The following is a 25,952-nucleotide window of genomic DNA, read 5'->3' as shown; positions in this document are numbered from 1 at the left end:
GGTAATGATCAGGCACACATGCGACATTTTGTGTCGTATTAAATGCGTTACGAATCCTAAGATTTATATCCGAGTCATTTATTAGCTATAGTGTTTCATTTAATTTGCAGATAATAGCCTCAATTCTCATCTGAAATACCACTTAACATGATTGTTACTCTGAAATCATGATTGATTTCTGGATTAAATATCGCACACCAAAACATGACCGTATCTGGTGGAAGTTGCGTTCGAAAGACGTTAAAACCATGACAGATTATTGGCATGATGGGATGATTCTGGTTGTTTATTTCAAAAGCAATCAGTGCGCTTGAGGCGAGTGGTAATTGACGTTGAGTGAGCAGTGGATGATCAATTGCTCGTTGTATTGCTGTTTCGATACTATTCTCTCCCGTTGCTGATCCATATCCAAAAGCAGTATTCCCATCGTTGCTCATGAAACTAGCCACATCCGCGAAATCAATACCGACGATACCAGGCTTTTCACTGGTATTTATGATGCATTGATAAAATTGAGCAAAGGCTAAAGATGCATGCTTAAGCAGAGGTACAGTACGGTGATTTTTATCTGCTGTGTTCGCAAATGTCTCATTGGATATTTGGAAAACACCATTAACATGAGGAGTGAGCGTTTTGACGCCATTTAATGCTATCTCTTTATGTTTTTCGCCTTCAAAATTGAAAGGCATAATGGCAACTGCTAGCCCAGCAATATTGTGATTTTGTAGAATTTCAGCAATGTTGGATGAAATGCTCGTTCCAGTTACGCCCCCCATTCCAGCAACAATAAACACTATATCAAGATCACTTACAGCATCAATAATTTGATGTATGTTGGTAATGGATAGTGTCGTGTTTGGAATAGTTTGGTTAGCTTGATTAGCGCCAACTAAAAGTTTTATGTCCGCTACTGCATCATGTAAAGCCGTAGGGTCGGTATCAATAGCAATGGTGCGATGAATATAGGGTAACGATTTGGCGTTGTCTGTAAGAACGTTACTTCCAGCGCCACCCACAGCAATGACGCCAAATTTGGTGTCCCATGTCGATTTATCCATTTTTCTTAATCAAGTATTCTTCGGAAAATAGCGATAAAGCAGCATAATCACCTCAGCGACGAAATGTGTCGTAATGGATTCAAAAAGTCTGATGTTTAAGGAAATTATTGTTTATGTAAAAAGTGCGACACAATATGTCGCATGCGTGCTTACAATAGAGTTAGTTTGTTTAATCTAGTAATTCTTAACGAGGAAGTTATGCGCACATTCTCAAAATCCAAGCTGCTCGCTTTACGACAATGTCCAAAACGGTTGTGGCTGGAAATCAATCGTCCTGATCTACGTGAGGATTCGGATGCAACTGAAGCCAGTTTTCAGATTGGATTCCAGGTCGGGGATATTGCTCAGCAAATATATGATCCGGATGGTTGTGGTGCGCTAATTGATATTCAGAGCGAAGGATTTAAGCGTGCATTTGAACGCAGCGCTGAATTACTGAATATTGCGCAACCCATTTTTGAGGCTGGTTTTTCAGCAGGTGGAGCGATGGCATTCGCCGATGTCATGTTACCTATACAAAATGAGGGCAAGCAAGCCTGGCGCATGGTGGAAGTTAAATCCTCTACTAGCGTTAAAGATTACCATCGCGACGATGTGGCGGTGCAAGCGTTTGTAACGCAGTCTGCAGGTGTGCCGTTGAAGTCTATTGCATTGGCGCACATTGACAGTTCCTGGGTTTATCCTGGCGACGATAATTATCACGGCCTTTTAAAAGAAAATGACCTTACAGCGGAAGCCTTTGCGCGGACAGAGGAAGTTCAAGGTTGGATAACCCAGGCGCAAAATATCGTTGCTGAAACTGATGAACCAGATATTAAAATTGGTAATCATTGCGATACGCCTTATGAGTGTGGCTTCTTCGCATATTGCAGTCAAAATGAGCCGAAACCTGAATACCCAATTAATTGGTTGCCACGTTTTCCTTCGGCCAAGAAGCGTGAACTGGCGGCTCAAGGGTTGTACGATATGACAGAAATACCCGATGACTTGCTTAATGATAAGCAACAACGAGTAAAAGACTACACGGTATCCAATACAGTATATTTTGATGCTGAAGGCGCATTGGCGGATCTGGCTGAGTATCCGCTTCCAGCCAATTTTCTTGATTTTGAGACTATTCAGTTTGCAGTACCTATCTGGAAAGGCACACGACCATATCAGCAGATTACCTTCCAGTTTAGTTTGCACACATTAACTGAATCAGGAGAGTTGGAACATAGTGACTTCCTTGATCTGTCTGGTAATAACCCATCCGAGGCATTTGCGTATGCGTTAATCGCAGCTTGTGGTCAGCAAGGCCCTGTTTATGTCTATAACGCAGGCTTTGAAACGGCACGTATCCGTGAATTGGCTGAACGTTATCCATTGATAAGTGAATCGCTGCTAGCCATTAATGAGCGTGTTGTTGATCTGCTGCCTATTGCACGTGAGCGTTATTATCACCCAAGTCAGCAAGGTAGCTGGAGCATTAAAAAAGTGCTGCCTGCCGTAGTGCCTGAATTACGTTATGACGCGCTCGACGGTGTGCAAGATGGCGGCATGGCGATGGATGCTTTTCTTGAAGCTATTCATCCGAATACGAACACTGAACGCAAAGCTCAGATCAAGCAGCAGCTTTTAGCGTATTGCAAGCTCGATACTTACGCCATGGTGCGCCTGTGGCAGGTATTTGCTGGTCGCACAGATATGAGGTTATAGACTATGCCAAAACGTCCAAATTCCGTTGAAGAACTCAATCTAACGCATGCAATATTACAGCGCATTCCCAAGGGACGTACGGTTACTGCATCGGAGTTGCGTCAGCAACTGGCTGATGCAGGTATTAATCGTGACTTGCGCACCCTGCAGCGCCAACTGGATATGCTTAGCGAAAACTATGACATTGATCGTGATGACAGCAGTAAGCCGTATCGTTACAAATGGAAAGAGTTTGCCAAAGGGTTAAGCCTGGTTGGTCTTAGCCCACAGGAATCGTTGTTGCTTACCCTTGCTGAACAGCATTTGAACAGCCTGTTGCCCACCAAACTAATGAAATCCATGCAAGGCTTCTTTACCCAGGCACGCAGTCAGCTCGGGGACAAAAGTAAAACCAAACGCGAACGGGAATGGCTGGAAAAGGTGCGTGTAGTCAGCACCACCCAGCCGTTGTTGCCACCCAAAATTGATCCGCTCGTATTTGAACAGGTCAGCAATGCGCTTTACGCAAATCAGTGGCTGGAAGTGGATTACAAAAACGCGGCTGGTAAACGTACCGAGACTCGCGTCATGCCGCTGGGCTTGGCGCAACAGGGTCAACGCATGTACCTTGTTTGTCGATTTGATGGTTATGATAACGAGCGTAGCCTTGCGTTGAATCGCATCATCTCCGCAAAGGTTTCAACGCTAACGTTTGAACGCCCCAAAGACTTCGATCTTAAGCAATATGACGACGATGGCCGATTTGGTTATGGTAATGGCCAACACATTAAGCTGAGTTTCCGTATTGATAAGGATGCGGGACTGCATTTGCTTGAATCGCCTCTGTCGCTGGATCAGCGGGTAGTGGAGTTGGATGATGCCTACGAGATTACTGCGACGGTGGTGGATAGTGAGATGCTGGAGTGGTGGTTGCGGGGATTTGGGGATGATGTTTGGGCAGTGAATAAAGAAGTAATTAGCGTTGTAACAACATAAAAGGCGGAGCAGGAAATGACGGATATAAAATTGGACTGTGATGATTGGCCATTCTGTAATGGTGCCCAAGTAATAGGAATGAAACTGCCAGAATATCTGGCATGGGCTAGCAATACTGGCACATATGCTAAGCAATTGTTACTGCCATCAATTCAGCGTGGATTTGTATGGAAACCTAAACAGATTGTGGATCTGTGGGATTCATTGCTGAGAGGCATGCCGATAGGTAGTCTCATGGTGAGCAAGTTAGCAGCAGGGGAATCTGCAACAAATATTGTGGAAGATAAGCGCGTATCTGCAGAGGTACAGTCTGAGTCGGTAGGTTTGCTTGACGGACAGCAAAGAACATTGTCCATGCTGTTGGGTTGGTTTGAAAAACATTCAAAACAACATTGTTTATGGATAGACCTTGGAAGGGATGGTGGGGCAGGTGCTACGTTCGAACTCAGAATCACGACTAAGGCACAGCCATTTGGGTTTCAGCGCATATCCCAAACTCGCCTTTCTAGGCATGAGCGAAAAGAAGCACGGAAAGATTATGATAAAAATCATCAACAACATGAAGAAAGGCGTGATTATGAATTATTTAATCTCGACAAAACTGAACAACCACGCCCATATGTGGCTGGCAGGAATAGTAAGTTATTTATTCGTTTGACAGATGCTTGGAATGTATTCAGAGGGCTAAGCGACAAAAAAGCATTCATGCAAAAATTATTTGGTGATACTGATGAGGAAAAGGTTAAACATAAACTTGAACAGCTTTATGATGCTTTTGAACGTATAGCATCACTTGAAGTCCCTTTGATTTTGATTCCTGAATATATTAGCCAGAGCCAGCCAGAGGCTAAAGATAACAAGAATAACGAGTTTACAGCACCGCTGATATTGTTATTTGAACGTATAGGTAGCAACGCCACTAAACTTACACCTGATGATTTGCTGTTTTCCATGATCAAACAACAATGGCCTGAAGCACATAATTTAGTTGAGAAAGTGAAGAGTGACGATTTCCCTTACCCAATGAGTTCCTCAGATTATGTGATGACTGCGTATAGACTGGCTGCAGCGCAAACAGAAGTAATAGTAATTGGAGACAATCCGCGTCCCAAACCTAGCGATTTTCATCGTCATTTAGCAACGCTTCTCGGGACAAAAGAGAAGCCTGGTCCACTACGTAATTATTTGATGAAAGATAGTCAGTTTGTTAATGCATTCAAGTCGCTGGGACGCACCTTGATTTATCGAGGAGAGAAGGATAGTGGCATCCCAAATTATATGCTACCGCATCTTTCTCGCGGCTTAATCCAAGTATTGCTTCGATGGATTATGCTTAACGATGAGAAGACGATTGCAGATAGTCGGGAAACAATCATCGCATTTGCCTTGTTTTGGTATTTGCACATTTGGAATGATGATGGCGCGAGTAAAAAGGCGTTTGAAATAGCGGGGGTTGAAGGTGCTTTTCCAGCAGAAGCTATATACAACGCATTAATAAAATCTAATTCGGGAAATGAAAATGAAATTGGATTGGCGCTACCATTGATGCCACCGGATGAACTAAACCAAATTTTATTACCGTATGAATCTACGAGATTACTCACAGCGGATAAACTGTTTAAGGATGATCATAATACAATTCCGCAACGTGAGCTTTATAAAAGGTTTTGCTGGTGGCGTAAGCCTATATTGTTGTGGTTACAAAGGGACTATGTAGAGAAAGCTTTTAGCAAGTTAACTTCGGATTCAAATTTAATTGATGAGGACACGGTGCCCTATGATTACGATCACCTTTGCCCACAAGATCATTGGGGTAAACACTGGAGTTATATTAAATGCAGTGACTCAGACTTTCATGCTGCTAGGAACGACATAGGTAATTGTATAGGCAATTTGCACGTGCTTGAATCTAGCCTAAATCGAAGTTTTGGTGATGATCCACTTGCTTCTAAATTAGAGACAAACCTCGTTGATTGGCAAGCTGACGATAGTAAGCTATACGAGAATCAGGATCACGAGCAGTTATGGTTAGAAGCATCTCCTAAGTATGGTGATGTTGGAAGTAAAGAATGCTGGGTATGGCACGAAAAACGTTTGCAAGCGTTCCAACATGCGGTTTATAGGCGGGCGTTCAATTTATATAGCGAATATTATGCGGTTTGTAGTTCTATTCTTTCAAAGGATGCTGGTTCAAATGAACTGACGGGGAGTATTCATGATTTACGAGCACATTGACGATGTAACAGTAACTGCCCAATTCGCATGGGAAAATGAAATGCGCTACCGTTATCAACTGGATATCACTCTGAACGATGCACCACCCACAGGCAAAACTGCTTGTGTAGTAATGCAAAATCCGAGTTATGCTGGGGAAGACGTAGCTGACAAGTCCGTTCAATTCATGGAAAAGGTGGTATTCAAAAAAGAACTGGCAGAATTCGCAGGCGTGCGCCGACTGATAGTGGTTAATCAGTTTGCATACATTCAAACCAATGATTTTCAGGGTTTGCCACACGAAATTGGCGCGCTCAATGATGCAACTATTAAGGACGCTCTGAATGAGTCTGATATTGTCATTTTAGGTTGGGGTGCGGCCAATCGTTTTACAGCACGCAAATCCTATGTGCTAGAACTACTTGCTGAGATGCCACAGAAGGTGATTTACCAGACTAGGATGCATCCGTCACGTGGTCGGTATGATGGTTTTATTCAGCCATATCTATAATAAGCATACCCTTACTTTTAACATTGTTATCCCACTTTCCAAAGTCAACAATGGGGCAGACAGGGGGCGCTATATGCGTGGGAACGGTTGTTCCCACGTCTGCTCATCAATTTTAATTTCCACGCAAACTGAGCCAATGCGAAGCAAATCAAGCCAGTCCAATCCGCAATGATCGTAAAGACAGTGATACAGATAACAATGCCACTCACCAACAAAATATGCAGGACAGTCACAATGATTTATATTCGTTATACCAAATCCCCATTCTTGATCAGTGTGGATACAGTCAAAAATATCCTCATGTAGCTCCATAAGGATGTTGTCATCGTTTTCTTCATATTCATAGTCGCTTTCATGTAAATAAAAGGTAATGACAAACTCAAGATTGAAATCTTGTATCCAGTCGTGATGATTTTTAACTCGTTCCTGCAGTTGTGTGTATTTGGTTTTTAAAATGGGCAAGTATTGCTTTTCAAGCAAAGTGAGGTGTTTATTTAATGCTTGTAGTTGACTACGTTCTGTTTCATTAAGCGATTGATAGTCGGTGAAATATGCTTCGGCATTTTGCCTATGCATATAACGTGCTTTTAGATTTTCAGAATAGTCTAGTTTGTGGTCGAATTTCATGATGTTCTGGTTTTTAATCGAAAGTACTAAGTTTATTTACGCATGCGTCACATAGTGTCGTATCAATGGGATTAAATACACCTTATTGGCAATGAATATAGGGCGAACAAAGTGGAACCAGTCTCGCAACTTACTGAATGTGTGAACGATGTACCTGTGTTTTTTACGCCTAGGATGGTTGCCCATTTCAGTAGTTCTTCACCCAGTGCCGCCAAGCCTGAAAAGGTGATGGATGCTTGGTTAAGATTGGATCTACCGATTGCTGTTATTGAGCCTGAACCAGTGACTGTTGATCAACTTAAGCAGGCACATAATCCAGATTATGTGGATCAAATTTTGGCATGCGAAATTAAAAATGGTTTTGGCAATAAATTACCCGAGGTAGCAGCTACTTTGCTTTATACAACAGGTGCTATGCTGGCGGCGGCACGAGAAGCTATTCGTAACGGGAAAGTAGCTGTTGCACCTTGCTCAGGATTTCACCATGCAAAGTATGCATCCGCGTTTGGGTATTGCACGTTCAATGGACTGGTAGTGACGGCGATGATTTTGAAGGTGAGTGGATTAGCCAACAAAGTGGGTATCCTGGACTTTGATATGCATTATGGGGATGGCACGGATAACTTAATTGAACAGCATCAATTGAAATGGATAGAACACTATACGGCTGGACGTGAATATGAAGCTACACATCAAACCCAGGAATTCTTGTTGAGTGTCTCTGAGAAAATTACAAAGATGCAAGACTGCGACATTATCCTGTACCAGGCTGGAGCAGACCCGCATATTAAAGATCCATTAGGTGGGTTTTTAACAACTGAGCAACTAAGGATACGAGACAAGATTGTATTTGAAACGGCAAATGCGCTTGGCATACCCATCGCGTGGAATCTGGCAGGTGGTTATCAAGTTGCTGACGATGGCAGCATTCCAGAAGTATTGACCATTCATAGCAACACTATGCTTGAATGTATTAGGGTATATGTATGTAAATATAAGCAAGTGCACCAATAGTTGGTTAATTTTTTATTGATTTTTTGAAGTGGAGTAGCTATGAAAGTTTATCTGGGTGATAGCAGCAGTAGTAGTAAATTGATTAGTTTGGATTGCAATATTGTAGGAAACAAAGTCTACCAAGGTAATCACACAAGCAGTAGTTATCTGCTATGTAATGTTAGAGAAGGTAAGGTCTATAAGGGGGATAGCGGCAGTAGTAGCAATATGCTGTTTAATATCAGAGATGATAAAGTTTACAAAGGCGAGAGCGGAAGTAGCAGTAATATGCTGTGCAATATTAAAGGCAATAAGGTCTATAAAGGTGATAGTAGTAGCAGTAGCAACATACTTTTTAATACTTCAGAGAGATTTAGCACCGAACAATTGGCCGCCATTTTATTTGCGATTGAATTAATTTGAAAACCATGACGGATTCAAGTTCGGATGGTATGTCTTTTAGCCATAAAAAGCTAATAGTCGCCATTTCCTCTCGTGCTCTTTTTAATCTTGATGAGAGCCATGCTGTTTTTGAAAAGGACGGTGTGGAAGCATATTGCAGATACCAAATTCAGCATGAGGATATACCGCTTGAAACTGGTGTGGCATTTAGTCTGGTGAGGAAATTGCTGGCATTAAATGAACGTGATCCTGAAAATCCGCGTGTTGAAGTGATTTTATTATCTCGTAATAGCGCAGATACTGGCTTGCGTATATTCAATTCGATAAAGCATCATGGGTTGAATATCAGTCGCGCTGCTTTTACACGGGGCGCAAGTACACATCCGTACATTTCAGCATTCGGTGCTCAGCTGTTTCTTTCTGCCGAAGCTAATGATGTGCGTAAGACGCTAGAGGCGGGATTTGCTGCGGCGACGATTTTACCTTCTGCTTCTGCAGCTGTTTCTGAAGTGGATCCATCGCAGTTGCGTATCGCCTTTGACGGGGATGCTGTCTTGTTCTCAGATGAGTCAGAACGTATTTATAAGCAGGATGGATTGGAGGCATTTGAAAGTAATGAAACATTAGCCGCGAAGCAGCCTTTGCCTGGTGGGCCATTTAAAAATTTTCTTGCATTGTTGCATCAGCTTCAATTGGAATTTCCAGCAGATACAGCACCTATCCGCACAGCCTTAATCACGGCGCGTGGTGCACCTGCCCATGAACGGGTTATTCGTACATTGCGCGCCTGGAATATCCGTATAGATGAAGCCTTTTTCTTACGCGGAAAAGACAAAGGGGAGTTTCTGAAAGCATTCAGAGCCGATATTTTCTTTGATGACCATCAAAAGCACTGCGAATCCGCGCGCCAGCACGTCGCCACTGGGCACGTTCCGCATGGTGTGGCTAATGAATAATTGAATTGCTCTCAGGTGGTTTGAACGGATAAATGTACCTTAATGATGAACAGAAACTAATGTGAGATATAAAATATGGATGAAAATAGTGAGATATTTCTGTACTTAGATGATTTGCGGGAATCGCCGACTGACGCTGTGTGTTGCCGCACAGCAGTTGAAGCACTGTGCTTGCTCGTAACGGGTAAGGTAACGCGTATTTCATTTGATCATGATCTTGGAACTGAGCTGACAGGTTATGACGTGGCAAAACGAATTGAGGAATGGGTAATGGATGGGACAATCCCAATGCCGTGTTGGGCTGTTCATTCGGCCAATCCAGTAGGGAGGCGGAATATTGAAGCTGCAATGCGTTCAGCAGAACGTTTTGGTAAGTAAATAGGGTGGGGATATGTTAAGGCTATTGCAATTTTGTTCTTCTTGGAATAGAAAGAGCCCAAGGCGATCTGTTAGCAATATTCGCCATTTGTTGAATTCCTTTGTTATAATCACAGACTTCACAGTGGCTTATTAATCAAAATCATAATTAATAAATTGCTAGATACAGTGAGGCATTTTTTTATTAATTAGGATGGTGTAGTTTGGGAAACAGTTTGGGAAACTCTCAAAATCTGTAATATTTATACTGAATTTTCAATATAATCAATAAGTTAGATTGCTGGTTATTTTTTGTAATTCAAATTTAGGTTCCAGCGCCGTAAGGTGTGGGGGTTCGAGTCCCCCCTTTCGCACCATCATTTATTGAATCATCGTGCGCCCACTGTGGCGCACTTTCACTGTCTGTTAACCTATCCAACACACTCAAGGATATCTCATGCAACAAGCTAATATCGAACAAGTCAGCGCCTTAGAACGTCGTGTAAATTTATCTGTAGCAATGAACGCAATTGAATCTGAAGTTGCGAGTCGCCTAAAGCATGTCGCACGTACTGCACGTATCGACGGCTTCCGTCCAGGTAAAGTGCCGATGTCAGTTGTTGCTAAACAATATGGTGGTGAATTTCGGCAAGAAGCTTTAGGTACCGCGATTGAGCGTGTATTCACAAAGGTAGTGCAAGATAATAAATTAAAAGTGGCTGGTTTCCCTCGTATTGAGCCTAAATCAGACGCGGCAGATCCATTTATATTTGAGTTTTACGCTGTATTCGAAGTTTATCCAGAAATTACTTTGGGTGATTTGAGCGCTACAGAAATTACTCGTCCTGTCGTTGAAGTGGCTGATGCTGAGGTTGATAAAACGATAGATGTATTACGTAAACAACGTGTGCAATACGAAAGCGCTGATCGTGCTGCAACAACCAGCGATTTAGTGACTTTGGATTATGTTGGTAAAGTGGATGGAACGGTTTTTGCTGGTGGTGAAGCTAAAGGTTTCCGTGTTGTATTGGGCGAAGGTCGCACCTTGCCAGATTTTGAAGCAGCTTTGATGGATGTTAAGGCTGGTGATCAAAAGACTTTTGATGTAGCTTTTCCTGCCGATTATCAAGCGCCTGAACTGGCTGGTAAAACTGCACAATTCAGCGTAGAAGTTACTGATGTGGCAGAACCTAAGTTGCCTGCTGTTGATGCTGAGTTTGCCAAGACTTTGGGTGTGGCTGATGGTGATGTTGCTGTAATGCGTGGTGAAATTCAGGCTAACTTGGTGCGCGAAGTTAAAAATCGTGTGCAAGCGCAAGTCAAAGATCAGGTTATGCAAGCCATTTTAACTGCTACTCAGGTAGAAACACCTAAGTCGTTGGTTAAAAATGAAGCGGAGCGTTTAATGGAACAGGCGCGTAGTGATATGCAGGCGCGTGGAATGAATGTGGCTGATATTCCTATGCCAACAGATATATTTGAAGAGCGTGCACAACGTCGTGTTGCTTTAGGCTTGATTTTGGCTGAAGTGGTCCAATCTAAAGAACTGGCAGCAAAGCCTGAGCAAGTGACTGAGATGATAGAAGAGTTCGCTCAAAGTTATGAAGATCCACAAAATGTAATGGCTTGGTATCGTAAGAATCCAGAAAAAATGCAAGAAATTGAATCCTTGGCTTTGGAAAACAATGTTGTAGAATGGGTGCTGGGACAAGTGAAAGTAATCGATAAGGCAACATCATTTGATGAACTGATGGGAAAGGCTTAAATACATGATGAACAATAACGTTTGGGATCCGCAAGGTCTGGGTATGGTTCCCATGGTGGTCGAACAAAGTGGTCGTGGTGAACGTGCCTACGATATCTACTCACGTTTATTAAAAGAGCGTGTGGTGTTTCTGGTTGGCCCAGTTAATGAGATGTCTGCTAATTTAGTAGTCGCTCAGTTATTGTTTTTGGAGTCTGAAAATCCAGATAAAGATATTTATTTGTATATCAATTCACCTGGTGGTTCGGTTTCAGCAGGGATGTCAATTTATGACACCATGCAATTTATAAAACCTGATGTGAGCACTTTGTGCATGGGCCAAGCTGCCAGTATGGGTGCGTTCTTGCTGACAGCTGGTGCTAAAGGTAAACGTTATTCATTGCCTAATTCTCGTATTATGATACATCAGCCATTGGGTGGTTTTCAGGGGCAAGCGTCGGATATAGAAATTCACGCCAAAGAAATTTTGTATCTGCGTGAACGTTTAAATGGCATGATGGCTACACATACGGGTAAAGATGTGGCAACCTTGGATAAAGATACTGATCGTGATAATTTCATGAGTGCAGAAGAAGCTGTGAATTATGGATTGATAGATAAAGTCATTCATAACCGCGCAGAAGCTGCTGCTTAATCATGCAATCTTAATGGAGTTATATCATGTCTGACAAAAACAGCGGCGAAAAACTCTTGTACTGTTCTTTTTGCGGTAAGAGTCAGCACGAAGTGCGCAAACTAATCGCGGGTCCTTCTGTTTTTATCTGTGATGAGTGCGTGGATTTATGTACGGACATTATTCGTGAAGAAATTCAGCAGGATAAAATGGGTAAGACGGATAAATCTGCCTTACCAACACCTAAGCAAATTCAAATTATTCTAAATGATTATGTCATTGGTCAAGATAAAGCAAAGCGTATCTTGGCTGTGGCCGTCTATAACCACTATAAACGTTTAAAAAATATAGGTGGTAAGGATGATGTTGAATTAGCGAAAAGCAACATTTTATTAATTGGTCCCACAGGATCAGGTAAAACCTTATTGGCGCAGACTTTGGCACGCATGTTGGACGTGCCATTCGTCATGGCAGATGCAACTACCCTTACTGAAGCGGGGTATGTTGGTGAAGACGTTGAAAACATCATTCAGAAGTTATTGCAAAAATGCGACTATGATGTAGAGAAAGCTAAAAACGGCATCATATACATTGATGAAATTGATAAAATTTCGCGTAAATCTGATAATCCTTCCATCACTCGTGATGTATCAGGTGAAGGTGTTCAGCAGGCATTGCTTAAGCTGATAGAGGGTACAACCGCTTCAATCCCACCACAAGGTGGGCGTAAACATCCAAATCAAGAATTTGTGCAAGTTGATACCACTAACATGTTATTTATTTGTGGTGGTGCCTTTGCTGGTCTGGAAAAAGTAATACAAAATCGTTCAACTAAAGGTGGTATTGGTTTCGGAGCTGAAGTTAAAAGCAAAGATGTAAGCAAGGATGTTTCTGCTTTGTTACAAGAAGTTGAACCAGAGGATTTGATCAAGTTTGGACTGATTCCTGAGTTGATAGGTCGCTTACCTGTTATTGCAACTTTGGAAGAGCTTGATGAGTCTGCTTTGACAACGATACTGACCGAACCTAAAAATGCACTTACCAAACAATATAATAAATTGTTTGAAATGGAAGGTGCGGAATTGGAGTTTCGTGAAGATGCTTTGGTTGCAATAGCTAAACGTGCTTTAGCAAGAAAAACTGGTGCACGTGGTCTGCGCTCTATTATTGAGCATGTGTTGCTGGATACTATGTATGAATTGCCTTCTATGGAAAATGTCACTAAAGTGGTGATAGATGCCAATGTGGTTAATGGCACTGCTAAACCTTTAATGATATTTGCTGATCAGGCTAAAATAGCTTCGTAGTAAGTAGTTTTGCACCAGTGACGATTGCTGGTGCAAATTAAATCACGCTTGGATTCAGGCACTTGCGGATAATATAGCAGGTAGCGCTTGAATTTTTTTAACGCCGCCCGTATATGTTGTCCTATGTCGTACCTTTTCTATAGGATGTTACTATCATGGCCTTACTCCAAGACGCTGAAACTTTAACTCTGCCACTTTTGCCTTTGCGTGATGTGGTAGTTTTCCCTCACATGGTTATCCCGCTTTTTGTCGGGCGCGCCAAATCCATTAAAGCGTTAGAAATTGCCATGGAGTCTGGCAAGAGTATTCTGCTCGTTGCACAAAAATCCGCGTCCAAAGATGAACCCACACCTGAAGACTTGTACCACATTGGTAGCGTTGCAACTATCTTGCAGATGCTTAAATTACCTGATGGTACCGTTAAAGTACTGGTGGAAGGTAACCAGCGTGCCAATGTAATTGAATACGCTGATCTGGATACTCATTTCGCAGGTACTGTCACCTTAGTTGATGCTGATGATACCGCTGAAGATAAAGAAGCCGAAGCTACGCGCAGGGCATTGGTCGCGCAATTTGATCAGTATGTCAAATTAAATAAAAAAATCCCACCTGAGATACTAACTTCTTTAGTTGGTATTGATGAAGCTGGCCGCTTGGCTGATACGATTGCTGCACATTTGCCATTGAAATTGGAGCAAAAGCAAGAAGTGTTAGAGATGTTCCCTGTTCAAGCGCGTCTAGAGCACTTGATGAGCTTGATGGAGGGCGAAATTGATATATTACAAGTAGAAAAGCGCATTCGTGGACGTGTTAAACGTCAAATGGAAAAGAGCCAGCGTGATTACTATTTGAATGAACAAGTTAAAGCCATACAGAAAGAGTTGGGCGACGGTGAGGATGGCGTAGAGATTGAGGATTTAGAACGCCGGATTAAAGAAGCTAAAATGAGCAAGGAAGCTGAAGCAAAAGCAGATGCTGAGCTGAAAAAGCTGAAAATGATGTCGCCTATGTCTGCTGAAGCAACGGTTGTACGTACTTATATCGAAGCAATTATTGGTTTGCCGTGGAAAAAGAAAACAAAAATCAGTAAAGATTTAACGAAAGCAGAAGCGATTCTGGATAAGGATCATTATGGTCTGGATAAAGTTAAAGAGCGTATTGTTGAGTACCTCGCTGTACAACAACGTGTTGAAAAATTGAAAGGTCCTATTTTATGTTTAGTAGGGCCACCCGGTGTAGGTAAAACTTCGTTAGGTCAGTCTATTGCGAAGGCTACTAATCGTAAATTTATACGTATGGCGTTAGGTGGTGTACGTGATGAGTCTGAAATACGAGGGCATCGACGTACCTACATTGGTTCTATGCCGGGTAAGATTTTGCAAAGCATGACTAAGGTTGGTGTACGTAATCCATTATTTTTACTAGATGAAGTAGATAAAATGGGTCAGGACTCACGCGGCGATCCGTCATCTGCATTGCTAGAGGTGTTGGATCCTGAACAAAATCATACGTTTGCAGACCATTACATTGAGGTGGATTTTGATTTGTCCGATGTGATGTTTGTGGCTACGGCAAATACTTTGGATATACCAACTCCATTGCTTGATCGCATGGAGATTATCCGCTTGTCTGGTTATACCGAAGATGAAAAGGTAAGCATAGGTCAGCGTTATTTGGTGGCCAAGCAGTTACAGGCAAATGGTTTAAAACCTGATGAATGTGAGATTACCGAAGCTGCATTGCGTGACATCGTGCGTTATTACACGCGTGAGGCTGGTGTACGTAACCTTGATAGGGATGTGGCGAAGATTTGTCGTAAAGTTGTGAAGGCTTTGGTGACCAAATCGACAAAGGACAAAAAAATCATAGTTGATGAAACCAATTTAGATAATTATTTAGGTGTGCGCAGATTTAATTTTGGTGTTGCCGAGAAGTATAACCAAGTTGGACAAGTCACTGGATTGGCATGGACTGAAGTTGGTGGTGAGCTTTTGACTATCGAAGGCGTGACCATGCCTGGTAAAGGCAAGGTGATAACCACTGGACAGCTTGGTGAAGTCATGCAGGAGTCTATACAAGCTGCAATGTCGGTAGTTCGCAGTCGTTCACAGAGTCTGGGTATCCCTGCGGATGTTTATGAGAAGAAAGATATTCATATACATTTACCCGAAGGTGCAACACCTAAAGATGGACCTAGTGCGGGTATTGGTATTTGCACAGCATTGGTATCTGTACTGACTGGTATTCCTGTACGTGCGGACGTTGCAATGACCGGAGAGATTACATTGCGTGGTGAAGTGTTGCCAATAGGTGGTTTGAAAGAAAAGCTACTTGCCGCACTGCGGGGTGGAATTAAAACTGTATTGATACCAGAAGAGAATGTGCGTGATTTAGTTGAGATGCCAGATAATATCAAGAGTGGTCTGGATATACGTCCAGTAAAATGGGTAGATCAGGTATTGCAATTGGTTTTGGAACGTCAGCCAGAACCGTTACCTGATACCCCAGCAGTTGTTGCTGAAATCGTGGGAGCGGCGGCAGTTTCTACTGAAGTTGTTTCGACTAAACATTAATTTTCACCTAAAGATGTTATTTATGAGTAAAATCAGTGCAAGCCGCTTGACATAAGCTTTTGCGGCTTGCTATAAAGTGAGCTTCAGGATTTTCCTGTTAACTAATAGAAGGGGATACACGTGAACAAATCTGAATTAATTGATGCAATCGCTGAATCAGCTGATATTTCTAAAGCAGCTGCAGGACGCGCTTTAGATGCGACTGTTAGTGCTGTTACTGCAACCTTGAAAAGCGGTGGTATGGTGACATTGGTGGGTTTTGGCTCGTTTTACGTGGGCGATCGTGCTGAACGCGATGGTCGCAACCCACAAACTGGTAAAGCTATCAAAATTAAAGCAGCAAAAGTACCTAAGTTCCGTGCTGGTAAAACATTGAAAGATGCTGTAAACTGATCGGCTTCTTGGGTGCTTAGCTCAGTTGGTAGAGCACCGCCCTTACAAGGCGATTGTCGGGGGTTCGAACCCCTCAGCACCCACCAAGAATAAAGATTTGGAGTGGTAGTTCAGTTGGTTAGAATACCGGCCTGTCACGCCGGGGGGCGCGGGTTCGAGTCCCGTCCGCTCCGCCAATACGAAAGGCGAACCTAGGTTCGCCTTTTTTTATACATTTTTATAGTGTGATTGTGAATGCTAGATTCGATACGTGAACGTACACATGGTTGGATGGCTAAAGTCATATTAGCCTTAATCACTATACCATTTGCCTTGTTTGGGATAGATTCCTACTTTAAAAATCATGCTGCCGATAATTCGGTAGCAACTGTCAATGGTCAAAAGATCAGTAGATTAGCGTTTGATCGGGCATTAAAGGATCAGCGATCAGAGTTGGCTGCTTCTATGGGACCTGGCTTTGATCCTGCACTACTTGATGATCCAAGTGTGCGCCAATCTATACTCGACAATTTAATCAAACAAAAACTGCTTATCAATTCAGGTCATGATTTGGGTATGGTCGTGACGGATACGCAATTAGCTAAATTTATCGGAGCCGTACCTGCGTTCCAAGATAATGGCCAGTTTTCAGTCACCCGGTATGAGCAAGTGTTGCGCCAGCAGAATATGTCAGTTGCCGATTTTGAAAATCGCGTACGTGAAGAACTGCTGATGAATGATATGCGTGTGCCATTTGCGCAAGCATCAGTTATTTCATCGCGAGTGGTTAAGCAGTTTGCTGGTGTGTTTGAGCAACAGCGTGAAATTAGCACGGCTAAAGTTGCTGCAGCTGATTTTGTGAAACAGATACAAGTGACACCTGCGCAAATTAAAACTTACTATGATGCGCATCAAGCTGATTTTAATGTGCCTGCAGAAGCAAAATTTCAGTATGTAGTATTGTCGCTGGATGATATGGCAAAAACAGTAAAGATAGATGATGCTAGCGTACAGCAATATTATCAAGCGAATGCGGCAAAATATAGCGAGCCTGAACAACGTTCAGCACGGCATATTTTAATCACCGTCGCGGCTAATGCTACTGCTGCCACACGTGCTGCAGCTAAAGCTAAAGCAGAACAGTTATACAAACAGGTACTGGCTAATCCAGCAAGTTTCGCTGAGGTGGCTAAACAAAATTCAGAAGATCCAGGTTCTGCTGCACAGGGTGGCGATTTAGGTTGGTTCCCTCGTAATGCAATGGTGAAGCCATTTGCTGATGCGGCTTTTTCAATGAAGCCAAATGAAATTAGAGGCCCTATTGAAACTGACTTTGGTTACCATATCATCATGTTGAATGGCATTAAGCCTGCCCAAACGCAACCATTTGAAATGGTTAAGCCTGCGATTGTGAGTGACCTACAGAAACAACAAGCTGGAAAGCAGTTTGCAGACGCTGCTGAGCGGTTTAGTAATCAGGTTTATGAGCAATCAACAGAATTGGCATCCGCTGCCAAGGCGCAAAATTTGCCCGTTTTAACTTCTGACTGGGTAAGCAAAATGGGTGGGGTAAGTGCTGGTATATTGAATTCACCTAAGATGCTGGCGGCACTGTTTTCTGATGACGTTCTTAAAAATAAGCGCAATAGCGAAGCAATAGAAGTTGCGCCTAATAAATTGGTATCTGCACGTTTGTTGGATTATAAACCAGCTACGGTTCAGGCTTTGACAGCAGTAAGTAGCAAAATTACTACCCTGCTAATGCAACAACAGACACGGGCAGCTGCGCTTAAACAAGGCGAACAGGTATTGTCCGAATTACGCGCCGGTAAAGAGTCTGCAGGCCTCAAGTGGAGTGCATTTGAGTTAATTAGTCGTGCTCATGCTGAGGCAGTAACGCCAAAATTAGTTGAACCGATTTTTGCAGCTGATGAAAAAACGATGCCGAGTTATGTTGGTGGTGTGGATGTTGATGGAAATTATCAATTGGTGCGTGTTACACGTGTATTGCCTGGTAATACTCCCGATGCTACCAAACTGCTTGCTATGCAAACACAATTAGCTAATGTGGTATCTCAACAGGCTTTTGCCGACTATTTGGCTAGCTTGACTAAGTCAGCCAAGATACAAATTGCTAAATCTGCTTTAGAAAAAACCGCACCATAATCAAGGTAAGTGCCGAAGTGAATATTTCGGCACTTACCTTAATGTCTTAATCGAAACTAGCACCTACAGTTGTATTAAATCCTGCATCAACATAAGTGATTTCACCGGTGATCCCACTGGCTAAGTCGGATAACAAGAAAGCGCTGGTGTTGCCAACTTCCTGGATGGTGACATTGCGGCGCAATGGTGCATGTTTTTCTACATGATTCAATATCTTGCTAAAGCCGCCTATACCGCTGGCAGCCAGTGTCTTAATCGGGCCAGCTGATACACCATTTACACGTATGCCTTTAGGTCCCAGGCTTTGTGCCATGTAATAGACGTTAGACTCCAGACTGGCTTTAGCTAATCCCATGACATTGTAGCTAGGTACAGAACGTATCGAACCCAAGTAGGACAGTGTCAGCATTGCAGCATTACGCCCTTGCATCATCGGCAAGCCTGCTTTTGCTAATGCGGCAAAACTGTATGAGCTGATGTCATGGGCAATCTGGAAGTACTCACGTGTTACCGCTTCCAGATAATCACCCGTGAGCGCAACTTTAGGAACGAAAGCGATAGCATGTACGATACCGTCCAAACTGTCCCACTCCTTGCCCAGATCAGCAAATAACTGATTGATCTCATCATCGCTGGCTACATCACATGGAAGAACAATACTGCTATCGAATTCGCTGGCAAGTGCAGTGACGCGGTCTTTGATCTTTTCGCCCTGATAAGTAAAGGCCAAAGTTGCACCTTCACGATGACATGCTTGTGCGATACCGTAAGCAATTGAGCGATCGCTGATTAGACCAGTAATCAGTATGCGTTTGTCTTGTAAGAACCCCATGTGTGCTTTCCTTATACATAAAATGAGAACTAGGATTATACCCATAGTCGTGTGACTAGGTTAAACTCATACCCATGATACGAATCTTTTTATTAACAGTATTGTTGCTGCTGAGTGGTTGTGAGCGCACAGTTTGGAATAGCCCTTATCCTGCTAATACGAATCGGGCAAATATACTGTATTCGTCATTTGAAGAGCGTCCCAAACACCTAGATCCAGCGTTGTCATACAGCAGTAATGAAACCGAAATCATTTCGCAGATTTACGAGCCGCCATTACAGTATCATTATCTAAAACGGCCTTATACGCTGATTCCCCAGACTTTGACTGCATTGCCCATCGTGCATTATCTGGATGTGACAGGTAAGGTATTGCCAGATGATGCACCTGCGCAAAAGATAGCGCAAAGTGTTTATGAATTACATGTGCGTCCTGGAATTTATTATCAACCACACCCTGCGTTTGCGCGTAATTCAAGTGGACAGTTGCGCTATGCTCATTTAAGTTCCCAAGACTGGGTGAAACTTAACGATTGGCATGATTTCATTCAGGTGGGAACACGCGAGTTAGTTGCGGCAGACTATGTTTATCAAATTAAACGACTGGCATCACCACAGCTTAATTCGCCGATTTTCGGGGTGATGGCAGATTACATAGTTGGCTTGAAAGAGTTCAATCGTGTACTGACACAACAAGCACAATTATTGCCTGCAAATACCTATCTGGATTTGACGCGTTATCCATTGGCCGGTGTCGAGCTGGTGGATCGATATACTTACCGTATACGTTTAAAGGGGAAGTATCCACAGTTTGCCTATTGGTTAGCTATGCCATTTTTTTCCCCAGTGCCACCTGAAGTGGATGCATTTTATAGCCAACCGGGAATGGCGGAGCATAATTTTACACTCGATTGGCATCCGGTAGGCACGGGGCCTTATCAATTGACAGTGAACGATCCGAATCGACAAATGGTACTGGCGCGTAATCCTAATTACCATGGTGAAGCCTATCCTAGTGATGGTGACATGGGTGATAAGTCAGCAGGGTTGTTGCGTGATGCGGGCAAAGCTATGCCTTTTATTGATGCTGAGGTATTCAGTCTGGAAAAAGAAAGCATTCCTTACTGGAATAAGTTTTTACAAGGCTATTATGATTTGTCCGGGATAAGTTCGGATAGTTTTGATCAGGCGGTGCAAATTAATGCGCAGGGTGAGCCAGAGCTGACCCATGCAATGAGTGCGCAAGGAATGAGTCTGGTAACCGCCGTGACAGCCTCCAATCGCTATATGGGTTTTAATATGCAAGATAGTGTGGTTGGTGGCTTATCAGATCGTGCACGTAAGCTGCGTCAGGCTATTGCAATTGCGGTGGATTATGAAGAGTTTATTGCTATCTTTGCCAATGGTCGTGGTATTCCAGCACAAGGGCCAATTCCACCAGGGATATTTGGTTATCAGGAAGGCGTCGCAGGAATGAACCCTGTGGTTTATCAAAATGTGAATGGCAAGATCGTGCGTCGTCCAATTACCGATGCAAAGCGTTTGTTAGCTGAGGCGGGCTATCCCAATGGCCGTGATAGTAAATCGGGTGCACCACTGGTGCTTTATTTTGATACTGCAGCTAGCGGCCCAGATGCCAAGGCGAGGCTGGATTGGATGGTGAAGCAATTTGCAAAATTGAATATACAACTGGTGATTCGCGGTACTGATTACAATCGTTTTCAGGACAAGATGCGCCGTGGTAATGCACAGATTTTTGAATGGGGTTGGAATGCAGATTATCCTGACCCTGAAAACTTTCTTTTCCTGTTATATGGCGCTAATAGCAAAGTAGGTCACAACGGTGAAAATGCAGCGAATTACGAAAATCCAGAATTTGATGCTTTATTTGATGAAATGAAATATCTGGATAACACGCCTGCACGTCAGGCTATTATCAATCAAATGTTGGCTGTGGTGCGTGAAGATAGCCCATGGCTATTCGGTTATTTCCCTAAAGCTTTTAGCCTACGCCAAGCCTGGGTTGCACCGACTAAGCCTAATGTGATTGCTAACAATACGTTGAAGTATCGCAAAATTGACCCCGCGTTACGGCAACACTTACGCGAGCAATGGAATCAGCCTGTTTTCATGCCATTTGTGTGGATGGGGCTGGTGATAGCAGGTTTGTTGCTGCCAGCGGTATGGGCGTGGCGACGACATGAACGGAGCACCGCGAAATGATAGCTTATTTGCTGCGTCGATTACGCGATGCGATTCCGATATTGTTAGGGGTGAATTTACTTACGTTTATGCTTTTCTTTGTGGTGAATACTCCAGATGACATGGCGCGTATGCACTTGGGTGCCAAACATGTCACCGAGCAAGCAATAACCCAGTGGAAAGCGGAACATGGCTACGATTTGCCTCTATTTTATAATGCGGCACAGCCACAAATGTCTGCACTGACGGATACCGTCTTTTTCAACAAATCCCTGCGTATGTTTGCGCTTGATTTTGGCGCGTCTGATGATGGCCGAGATATTGCACATGAGATTAAAACGCGTGCAGGCCCCAGTCTCGCCATTGCAGTGCCTGTATTTGTAGTTGGACTGTTAGTCAATATCAGCTTTGCATTGATGATGGTGTTCTTTCGCGCCACTTATCTTGATCGACTGGGTGTCGTATTGACGGTGATTTTAATGTCAGTGTCAGGTTTGTTTTATATTATTGCGGGGCAGTTTTTGCTTGCCAAGCTTTGGCGCTGGTTGCCCATTTCCGGGTTTGCACCGGGAATTGATGCCTGGCGATTTGTATTGTTGCCCGTCTTGATTTCGATAGTGGGTGGGCTAGGTAGTGGCGCACGTTGGTACCGTAGTATTTTCTTGGAAGAAATAGGCAAAGACTATGTTCGCACAGCTAGAGCCAAGGGTTTGTCGGAGCCACGTATATTGTTTCGCCATGTGCTACAGAATGGCATGATACCTATATTGACCGGGGCAGTGGTGGTGTTGCCATTGTTGTTCATGGGCAGTTTGCTTACTGAGTCATTCTTCGGTATTCCTGGCTTGGGTAGCTACATCATCGATGCGATACAAGCGCAGGACTTTGCCATTGTGCGTGCTATGGTGTTCATCGGTGCTGTACTGTACATCATTGGTTTATGGTTGACGGATATTGCCTATAGCTGGGCCGACCCGCGGGTGAGGCTGTCATGATGCCCGTCGTATTATGGACAGATGCACTGATTTATTTGCTGGTATTGAGTATAGGGTTACTGCTTTATAAACAGCCCGCCGATGGCCAGGTGCGGGATGCACTGAGACGCTTATCGCGTAATCCCATGGCTGTCGCAACCGGTATGGTGTTGTTGGTATTTACGACGATTGCATTGCTGGATTCACTGCATTATCGACCATTGCTGCAACAGGAAGCCCATGCTCAGTCTCAATACAGCGTAGAAGTACTCAGTGTCTGGGATGTGATATTGCAGCCGCTACGTGCACATAACGAGAAATCCTATTCAGCTCCGTTATCTCAGCATTTGTATGTAAAAGAAAATGTTACTTTGCCAAATGGGTCGGTTGTTCGTGATTACCCACGTTTGGAGATCGCACAGGGTGCGCAGCCCAGTGTAGCAAAATTGATTATGCGTGGTGCATTGTGGGGTGCTGGAATCTGTATGCTGGTCTGGTTAGTCTTAGGAATTATATGGGCACGTGGTATGCGGCGTGTTTGGTCAGAGCTGTGGTATGCCGACAATGACACAACCAGACGAACGGTATTGTGGGTATCAGCATTGTTGATACTCGTTGTGACTGTAATGGCGAGTCTATCCACACATTACCACGTACTAGGGACAGACAAGATCGGGCAGGATGTGCTTTATAACACGCTCAAAAGCATACGTACGGGTTTGCTAATTGGTACGCTGACAACCTTGATTATGCTGCCATTTGCGATATTGCTGGGGATCAGCGCAGGTTATTTTGGTGGCTGGCTGGATGATGTGATTCAGTATATTTACACTACGTTAAATGCAATTCCCAGCGTATTGCTGATTGCAGCAGCTGTGTTGTTAATGCAAGTCTATATCGAATCTCATGCTGCGTTGTTTGATAGCTCGGCGGCAAGGACTGATTTCAGGTTGCTGTTCTTATGTGTAATCTTGGGTGTGACCAGCTGGACTGGCTTATGTCGCTTGTTGCGAGGGGAAACCTTAAAACTGCGGGAACTTGATTACGTCCAGGCTGCGCGTGCTTTCGGGGTAAGTGATATAAGAATTATGCTGCGGCATATTTTGCCAAATTTATACCATTTAGTATTAATCAGCGTAGTGATGGATTTTTCAGGTCTGGTACTGGCTGAGGCGGTCTTGTCATATGTGGGGGTGGGAGTTGATCCCGCAATGCAAAGTTGGGGAAATATGATTAATGCTGCCCGTCTGGAAATGGCACGTGAGCCCGTAGTGTGGTGGCCACTGGTTGCTGCATTTGGGTTCATGTTTACCTTGGTGTTATCCGCGAATCTATTTGCTGACAGCGTACGTGATGCATTTGACCCGAAAGGGCCACACTGATGGTTCTTTCCATTAAACAATTACATACCCGTTTAGGCGCATTACGCTTGGTTGATGGCATAAGTTTTGATGTGGCAGCGGGGCAAACTTTTGCACTGCTGGGTGAATCAGGTTGTGGCAAATCGATGACAGCATTGTCGATTATGCGATTGTTACCAGATGTGGCACGTGTCAGTTCAGGTCAGGTTATGCTACATGATCAGGATGTGTTGGCCTTACCCGAATCAGCGATGCGTGCTGTACGCGGTGGCAAGATAGGTATGATCTTTCAAGAGCCTATGACTAGCCTTAATCCCGTACTGACGGTGGGTGAGCAAGTCATGGAAACGCTGCTTCGTCATTCGGCATTATCAGCTAAAGCTGCGCGTCAGCAAGCGGCGGATTTGCTAACGTCGGTGGGAATAGCTGATGCGCATCATCGCCTGGATGAATATCCTTTTCAGCTTTCAGGCGGAATGAAGCAGAGAGTGATGATAGCCATGACCTTGGCAGGCAATCCGGATGTGCTTATAGCCGATGAGCCAACTACGGCATTGGACGTGACGATACAAGCACAGGTATTAGCCTTGTTGCGTAATATTCAGCAACAGCGTGGCATGGCCATGTTATTGATTACGCATGATTTAGGTGTGGTCAGTGAAATGGCGCATCAGGTTGGTGTGATGTATGCAGGTGAGCTGGTAGAAGTTGCACCACGTGATGTTTTTTTTAGTCAGCCTCAGCACCCATATAGTCAGAAATTATTTGCGGCATTACCCAATCGGCAGTTAAACAAGTTAGTCAACATCCCTGGAAATGTCCCTCCATTAGATACGACTTTCGTAGGCTGTCGCTTTGCACCCCGTTGTGAATATGCGTTTGATCTGTGTCATCAGCAGTCACCAGTATGGACGCAACTTGCTGATGGACATCGTGCACGTTGTCATTTGTTGTCTCAGGCAGGGCTTAAAACAGCACCAGTAGCACATGAAGCATCGTCACCGGTACAGCCTGATCAAACTGATCAGGTGGAGATGTTAGTTGTTGATAATTTGCAGGTGTATTACCCGTTAAAACGTGGCTGGTTGCAGACAGGGTCTCGAGTGTTGAAAGCTGTAGATGGGTTGAGTTTAACCATCCATAGTGGTGAAACGTTGGCATTGGTTGGTGAGTCAGGTTGCGGCAAAACAACTGTGGGTAAAGCAATTGTGCAATTGCAGCCTATTACGCAAGGTCAGGTTATGTTGGGTGGGATAGATTTGGCTGCGCTTAGTCCATCTGCACTACAGCAACAGCGAGCCAAAGTACAAATGATTTTTCAGGATCCCTATGCTTCGCTGAATCCGCATATGCGTGTGCAAGCGATATTGGAGGAAGGAATGGTTGCGTTGGGTGTTGAACCTGATACAGGTCAACGCCGCCTGCAGATGAAACGATTGGTGGAGCAGGTGGGTTTGCCCGCCAATGCCTTGCAGCGTTATCCACACGAATTTTCTGGTGGGCAGCGTCAACGAATTGCGATAGCCAGAGCGTTAGCCGTGCGTCCACAGCTAATAATTTGTGATGAGCCGACCAGTGCGCTGGATGTTTCTGTGCAAGCACAAATTATCAATTTATTGAAAGCGTTACAGGCTGAATTGCAGGTGAGTTATTTGTTTATTACTCACAATTTACCCGTGGCTGATTATCTTGCACACCGTATTGCCGTAATGTATTTAGGCCGTATTGTTGAAATTGGTGGCAGTGCAGAAATTATGCAGCACGCTAAACATCCGTATACACAGGCGCTACTTGCTGCCGTGCCAAGTATAGAGCGTCATGAGGTTAAGGTGCCCTTGCTGCAAGGTGATATGGCAAGTGCAGCAAATCCACCAGCAGGCTGTCATTTTCACCCACGTTGCTCACAGGCGATGGATATCTGTCGCCAACAATACCCGCGTATGACGCAATTGAGCGCTACGCATTTCGTTAACTGCCATTTACTATCCACTCATTAA

The 25,952-nt window shown here is 43.8% G+C and carries 21 protein-coding genes and 2 tRNA genes; 20 read left to right on the top strand and 3 right to left on the bottom strand.

The annotated features are described in order from the left end of the window. Window positions 1–119: 119 nt before the first annotated feature. A complete protein-coding gene (locus tag SFSGTM_RS09125; protein WP_162084279.1) occupies window positions 120–1,058 on the bottom strand; it encodes an FtsZ/tubulin family protein in 939 nt (312 codons plus the stop codon). Window positions 1,059–1,256: 198 nt separating this feature from the next. On the opposite strand from SFSGTM_RS09125, the gene SFSGTM_RS09120 reads away from it, so the two are divergent. Genes SFSGTM_RS09120 through SFSGTM_RS09105 form a run of 4 tightly spaced genes read left to right on the top strand, consistent with a single transcriptional unit; the run spans window position 1,257 to window position 6,456 of the window. Beyond that, window positions 1,257–2,756, top strand: coding sequence for a DUF2779 domain-containing protein (locus tag SFSGTM_RS09120; RefSeq protein ID WP_162084877.1), 1,500 nt, complete (start codon window positions 1,257–1,259; stop codon window positions 2,754–2,756). Window positions 2,757–2,759: 3 nt separating this feature from the next. Further along, window positions 2,760–3,731 carry a helix-turn-helix transcriptional regulator gene (locus tag SFSGTM_RS09115; protein ID WP_162084876.1) on the top strand — a complete coding sequence of 324 codons (972 nt, stop codon included), beginning with the start codon at window positions 2,760–2,762 and terminating at the stop codon, window positions 3,729–3,731. Between the two features lie 15 nt (window positions 3,732–3,746). Beyond that, window positions 3,747–5,966, top strand: coding sequence for a DUF262 domain-containing protein (locus tag SFSGTM_RS09110; protein ID WP_162084875.1), 2,220 nt, complete (start codon window positions 3,747–3,749; stop codon window positions 5,964–5,966). Then, entirely contained in the window at window positions 5,947–6,456 is a 510-nt protein-coding gene (locus SFSGTM_RS09105; protein ID WP_162084874.1) for a DUF1643 domain-containing protein, read from the top strand. Before SFSGTM_RS09110 ends, SFSGTM_RS09105 begins: the two co-directional genes overlap by 20 nt. Before the next feature lie 69 nt (window positions 6,457–6,525). On the opposite strand, the gene SFSGTM_RS09100 is transcribed toward SFSGTM_RS09105, so the two are convergent. After that, window positions 6,526–7,083, bottom strand: a complete 558-nt coding sequence (locus SFSGTM_RS09100) for a hypothetical protein (protein WP_162084284.1) — start codon at window positions 7,081–7,083, stop codon at window positions 6,526–6,528. Between the two features lie 111 nt (window positions 7,084–7,194). Here SFSGTM_RS09100 and SFSGTM_RS09095 point away from each other — a divergent pair, with 111 nt between their 5' ends. From SFSGTM_RS09095 to SFSGTM_RS09040, 12 genes are all read left to right on the top strand, one after another. Then, complete coding sequence (locus SFSGTM_RS09095; protein ID WP_162084285.1) at window positions 7,195–8,097, top strand: arginase family protein; 903 nt, start codon at window positions 7,195–7,197, stop codon at window positions 8,095–8,097. A gap of 39 nt (window positions 8,098–8,136) precedes the next feature. Beyond that, a complete protein-coding gene (locus SFSGTM_RS09090; protein ID WP_162084286.1) occupies window positions 8,137–8,499 on the top strand; it encodes a hypothetical protein in 363 nt (120 codons plus the stop codon). Window positions 8,500–8,504: 5 nt separating this feature from the next. Next, the gene (locus SFSGTM_RS09085; RefSeq protein WP_162084287.1) at window positions 8,505–9,434 is read left to right on the top strand and encodes a 5'-nucleotidase; all 930 of its coding nucleotides are present in this window, start codon (window positions 8,505–8,507) and stop codon (window positions 9,432–9,434) included. Window positions 9,435–9,509: 75 nt separating this feature from the next. Further along, complete coding sequence (locus SFSGTM_RS09080; protein WP_162084873.1) at window positions 9,510–9,812, top strand: cyclic-phosphate processing receiver domain-containing protein; 303 nt, start codon at window positions 9,510–9,512, stop codon at window positions 9,810–9,812. 436 nt (window positions 9,813–10,248) lie between these two features. Continuing rightward, a complete protein-coding gene (gene tig, locus SFSGTM_RS09075) occupies window positions 10,249–11,556 on the top strand; it encodes a trigger factor (RefSeq protein WP_162084872.1) in 1,308 nt (435 codons plus the stop codon). A gap of 4 nt (window positions 11,557–11,560) precedes the next feature. Further along, window positions 11,561–12,190 carry an ATP-dependent Clp endopeptidase proteolytic subunit ClpP gene (gene clpP / locus SFSGTM_RS09070; protein ID WP_162084871.1) on the top strand — a complete coding sequence of 210 codons (630 nt, stop codon included), beginning with the start codon at window positions 11,561–11,563 and terminating at the stop codon, window positions 12,188–12,190. A 26-nt stretch (window positions 12,191–12,216) separates the two neighbouring features. Then, window positions 12,217–13,476: an ATP-dependent Clp protease ATP-binding subunit ClpX gene (gene clpX / locus SFSGTM_RS09065; protein ID WP_162084870.1), complete on the top strand. Its 1,260-nt coding sequence runs from the start codon at window positions 12,217–12,219 to the stop codon at window positions 13,474–13,476. A 155-nt stretch (window positions 13,477–13,631) separates the two neighbouring features. After that, on the top strand, window positions 13,632–16,049 hold the full coding sequence (lon, locus tag SFSGTM_RS09060) for an endopeptidase La (protein WP_162084869.1): 2,418 nt from the start codon (window positions 13,632–13,634) through the stop codon (window positions 16,047–16,049). 120 nt (window positions 16,050–16,169) lie between these two features. Next, entirely contained in the window at window positions 16,170–16,442 is a 273-nt protein-coding gene (locus SFSGTM_RS09055) for an HU family DNA-binding protein (protein WP_162084868.1), read from the top strand. A 10-nt stretch (window positions 16,443–16,452) separates the two neighbouring features. Further along, window positions 16,453–16,528: transfer RNA gene (locus SFSGTM_RS09050), tRNA-Val, on the top strand. Window positions 16,529–16,541: 13 nt separating this feature from the next. Then, window positions 16,542–16,618, top strand: a tRNA-Asp gene (locus tag SFSGTM_RS09045). Between the two features lie 58 nt (window positions 16,619–16,676). Next, window positions 16,677–18,587 carry a SurA N-terminal domain-containing protein gene (locus SFSGTM_RS09040; protein ID WP_162084867.1) on the top strand — a complete coding sequence of 637 codons (1,911 nt, stop codon included), beginning with the start codon at window positions 16,677–16,679 and terminating at the stop codon, window positions 18,585–18,587. Between the two features lie 46 nt (window positions 18,588–18,633). On the opposite strand, the gene fabI is transcribed toward SFSGTM_RS09040, so the two are convergent. Continuing rightward, on the bottom strand, window positions 18,634–19,419 hold the full coding sequence (gene fabI, locus SFSGTM_RS09035) for an enoyl-ACP reductase FabI (RefSeq protein ID WP_162084866.1): 786 nt from the start codon (window positions 19,417–19,419) through the stop codon (window positions 18,634–18,636). 74 nt (window positions 19,420–19,493) lie between these two features. On the opposite strand from fabI, the gene SFSGTM_RS09030 reads away from it, so the two are divergent. From SFSGTM_RS09030 to SFSGTM_RS09015, 4 genes are read left to right on the top strand one after another with little or no spacing between them, the layout of a single operon-like run. After that, on the top strand, window positions 19,494–21,641 hold the full coding sequence (locus tag SFSGTM_RS09030; protein ID WP_162084865.1) for an ABC transporter substrate-binding protein: 2,148 nt from the start codon (window positions 19,494–19,496) through the stop codon (window positions 21,639–21,641). Then, the gene (locus tag SFSGTM_RS09025) at window positions 21,638–22,615 is read left to right on the top strand and encodes an ABC transporter permease (RefSeq protein WP_162084864.1); all 978 of its coding nucleotides are present in this window, start codon (window positions 21,638–21,640) and stop codon (window positions 22,613–22,615) included. The genes SFSGTM_RS09030 and SFSGTM_RS09025 overlap by 4 nt, the downstream gene beginning before the upstream one ends. Continuing rightward, complete coding sequence (locus tag SFSGTM_RS09020) at window positions 22,612–23,976, top strand: ABC transporter permease (protein ID WP_162084863.1); 1,365 nt, start codon at window positions 22,612–22,614, stop codon at window positions 23,974–23,976. The genes SFSGTM_RS09025 and SFSGTM_RS09020 overlap by 4 nt, the downstream gene beginning before the upstream one ends. Then, on the top strand, window positions 23,976–25,952 hold the full coding sequence (locus SFSGTM_RS09015) for an ABC transporter ATP-binding protein (protein ID WP_162084862.1): 1,977 nt from the start codon (window positions 23,976–23,978) through the stop codon (window positions 25,950–25,952). The genes SFSGTM_RS09020 and SFSGTM_RS09015 overlap by 1 nt, the downstream gene beginning before the upstream one ends.

The organism is Sulfuriferula nivalis (assembly GCF_009937995.1).
Lineage (GTDB): Bacteria > Pseudomonadota > Gammaproteobacteria > Burkholderiales > Sulfuriferulaceae > Sulfuriferula > Sulfuriferula nivalis.
Note: the sequence above shows the minus strand (reverse complement) of the source record. Positions and strands in the feature narration are given on the sequence as shown.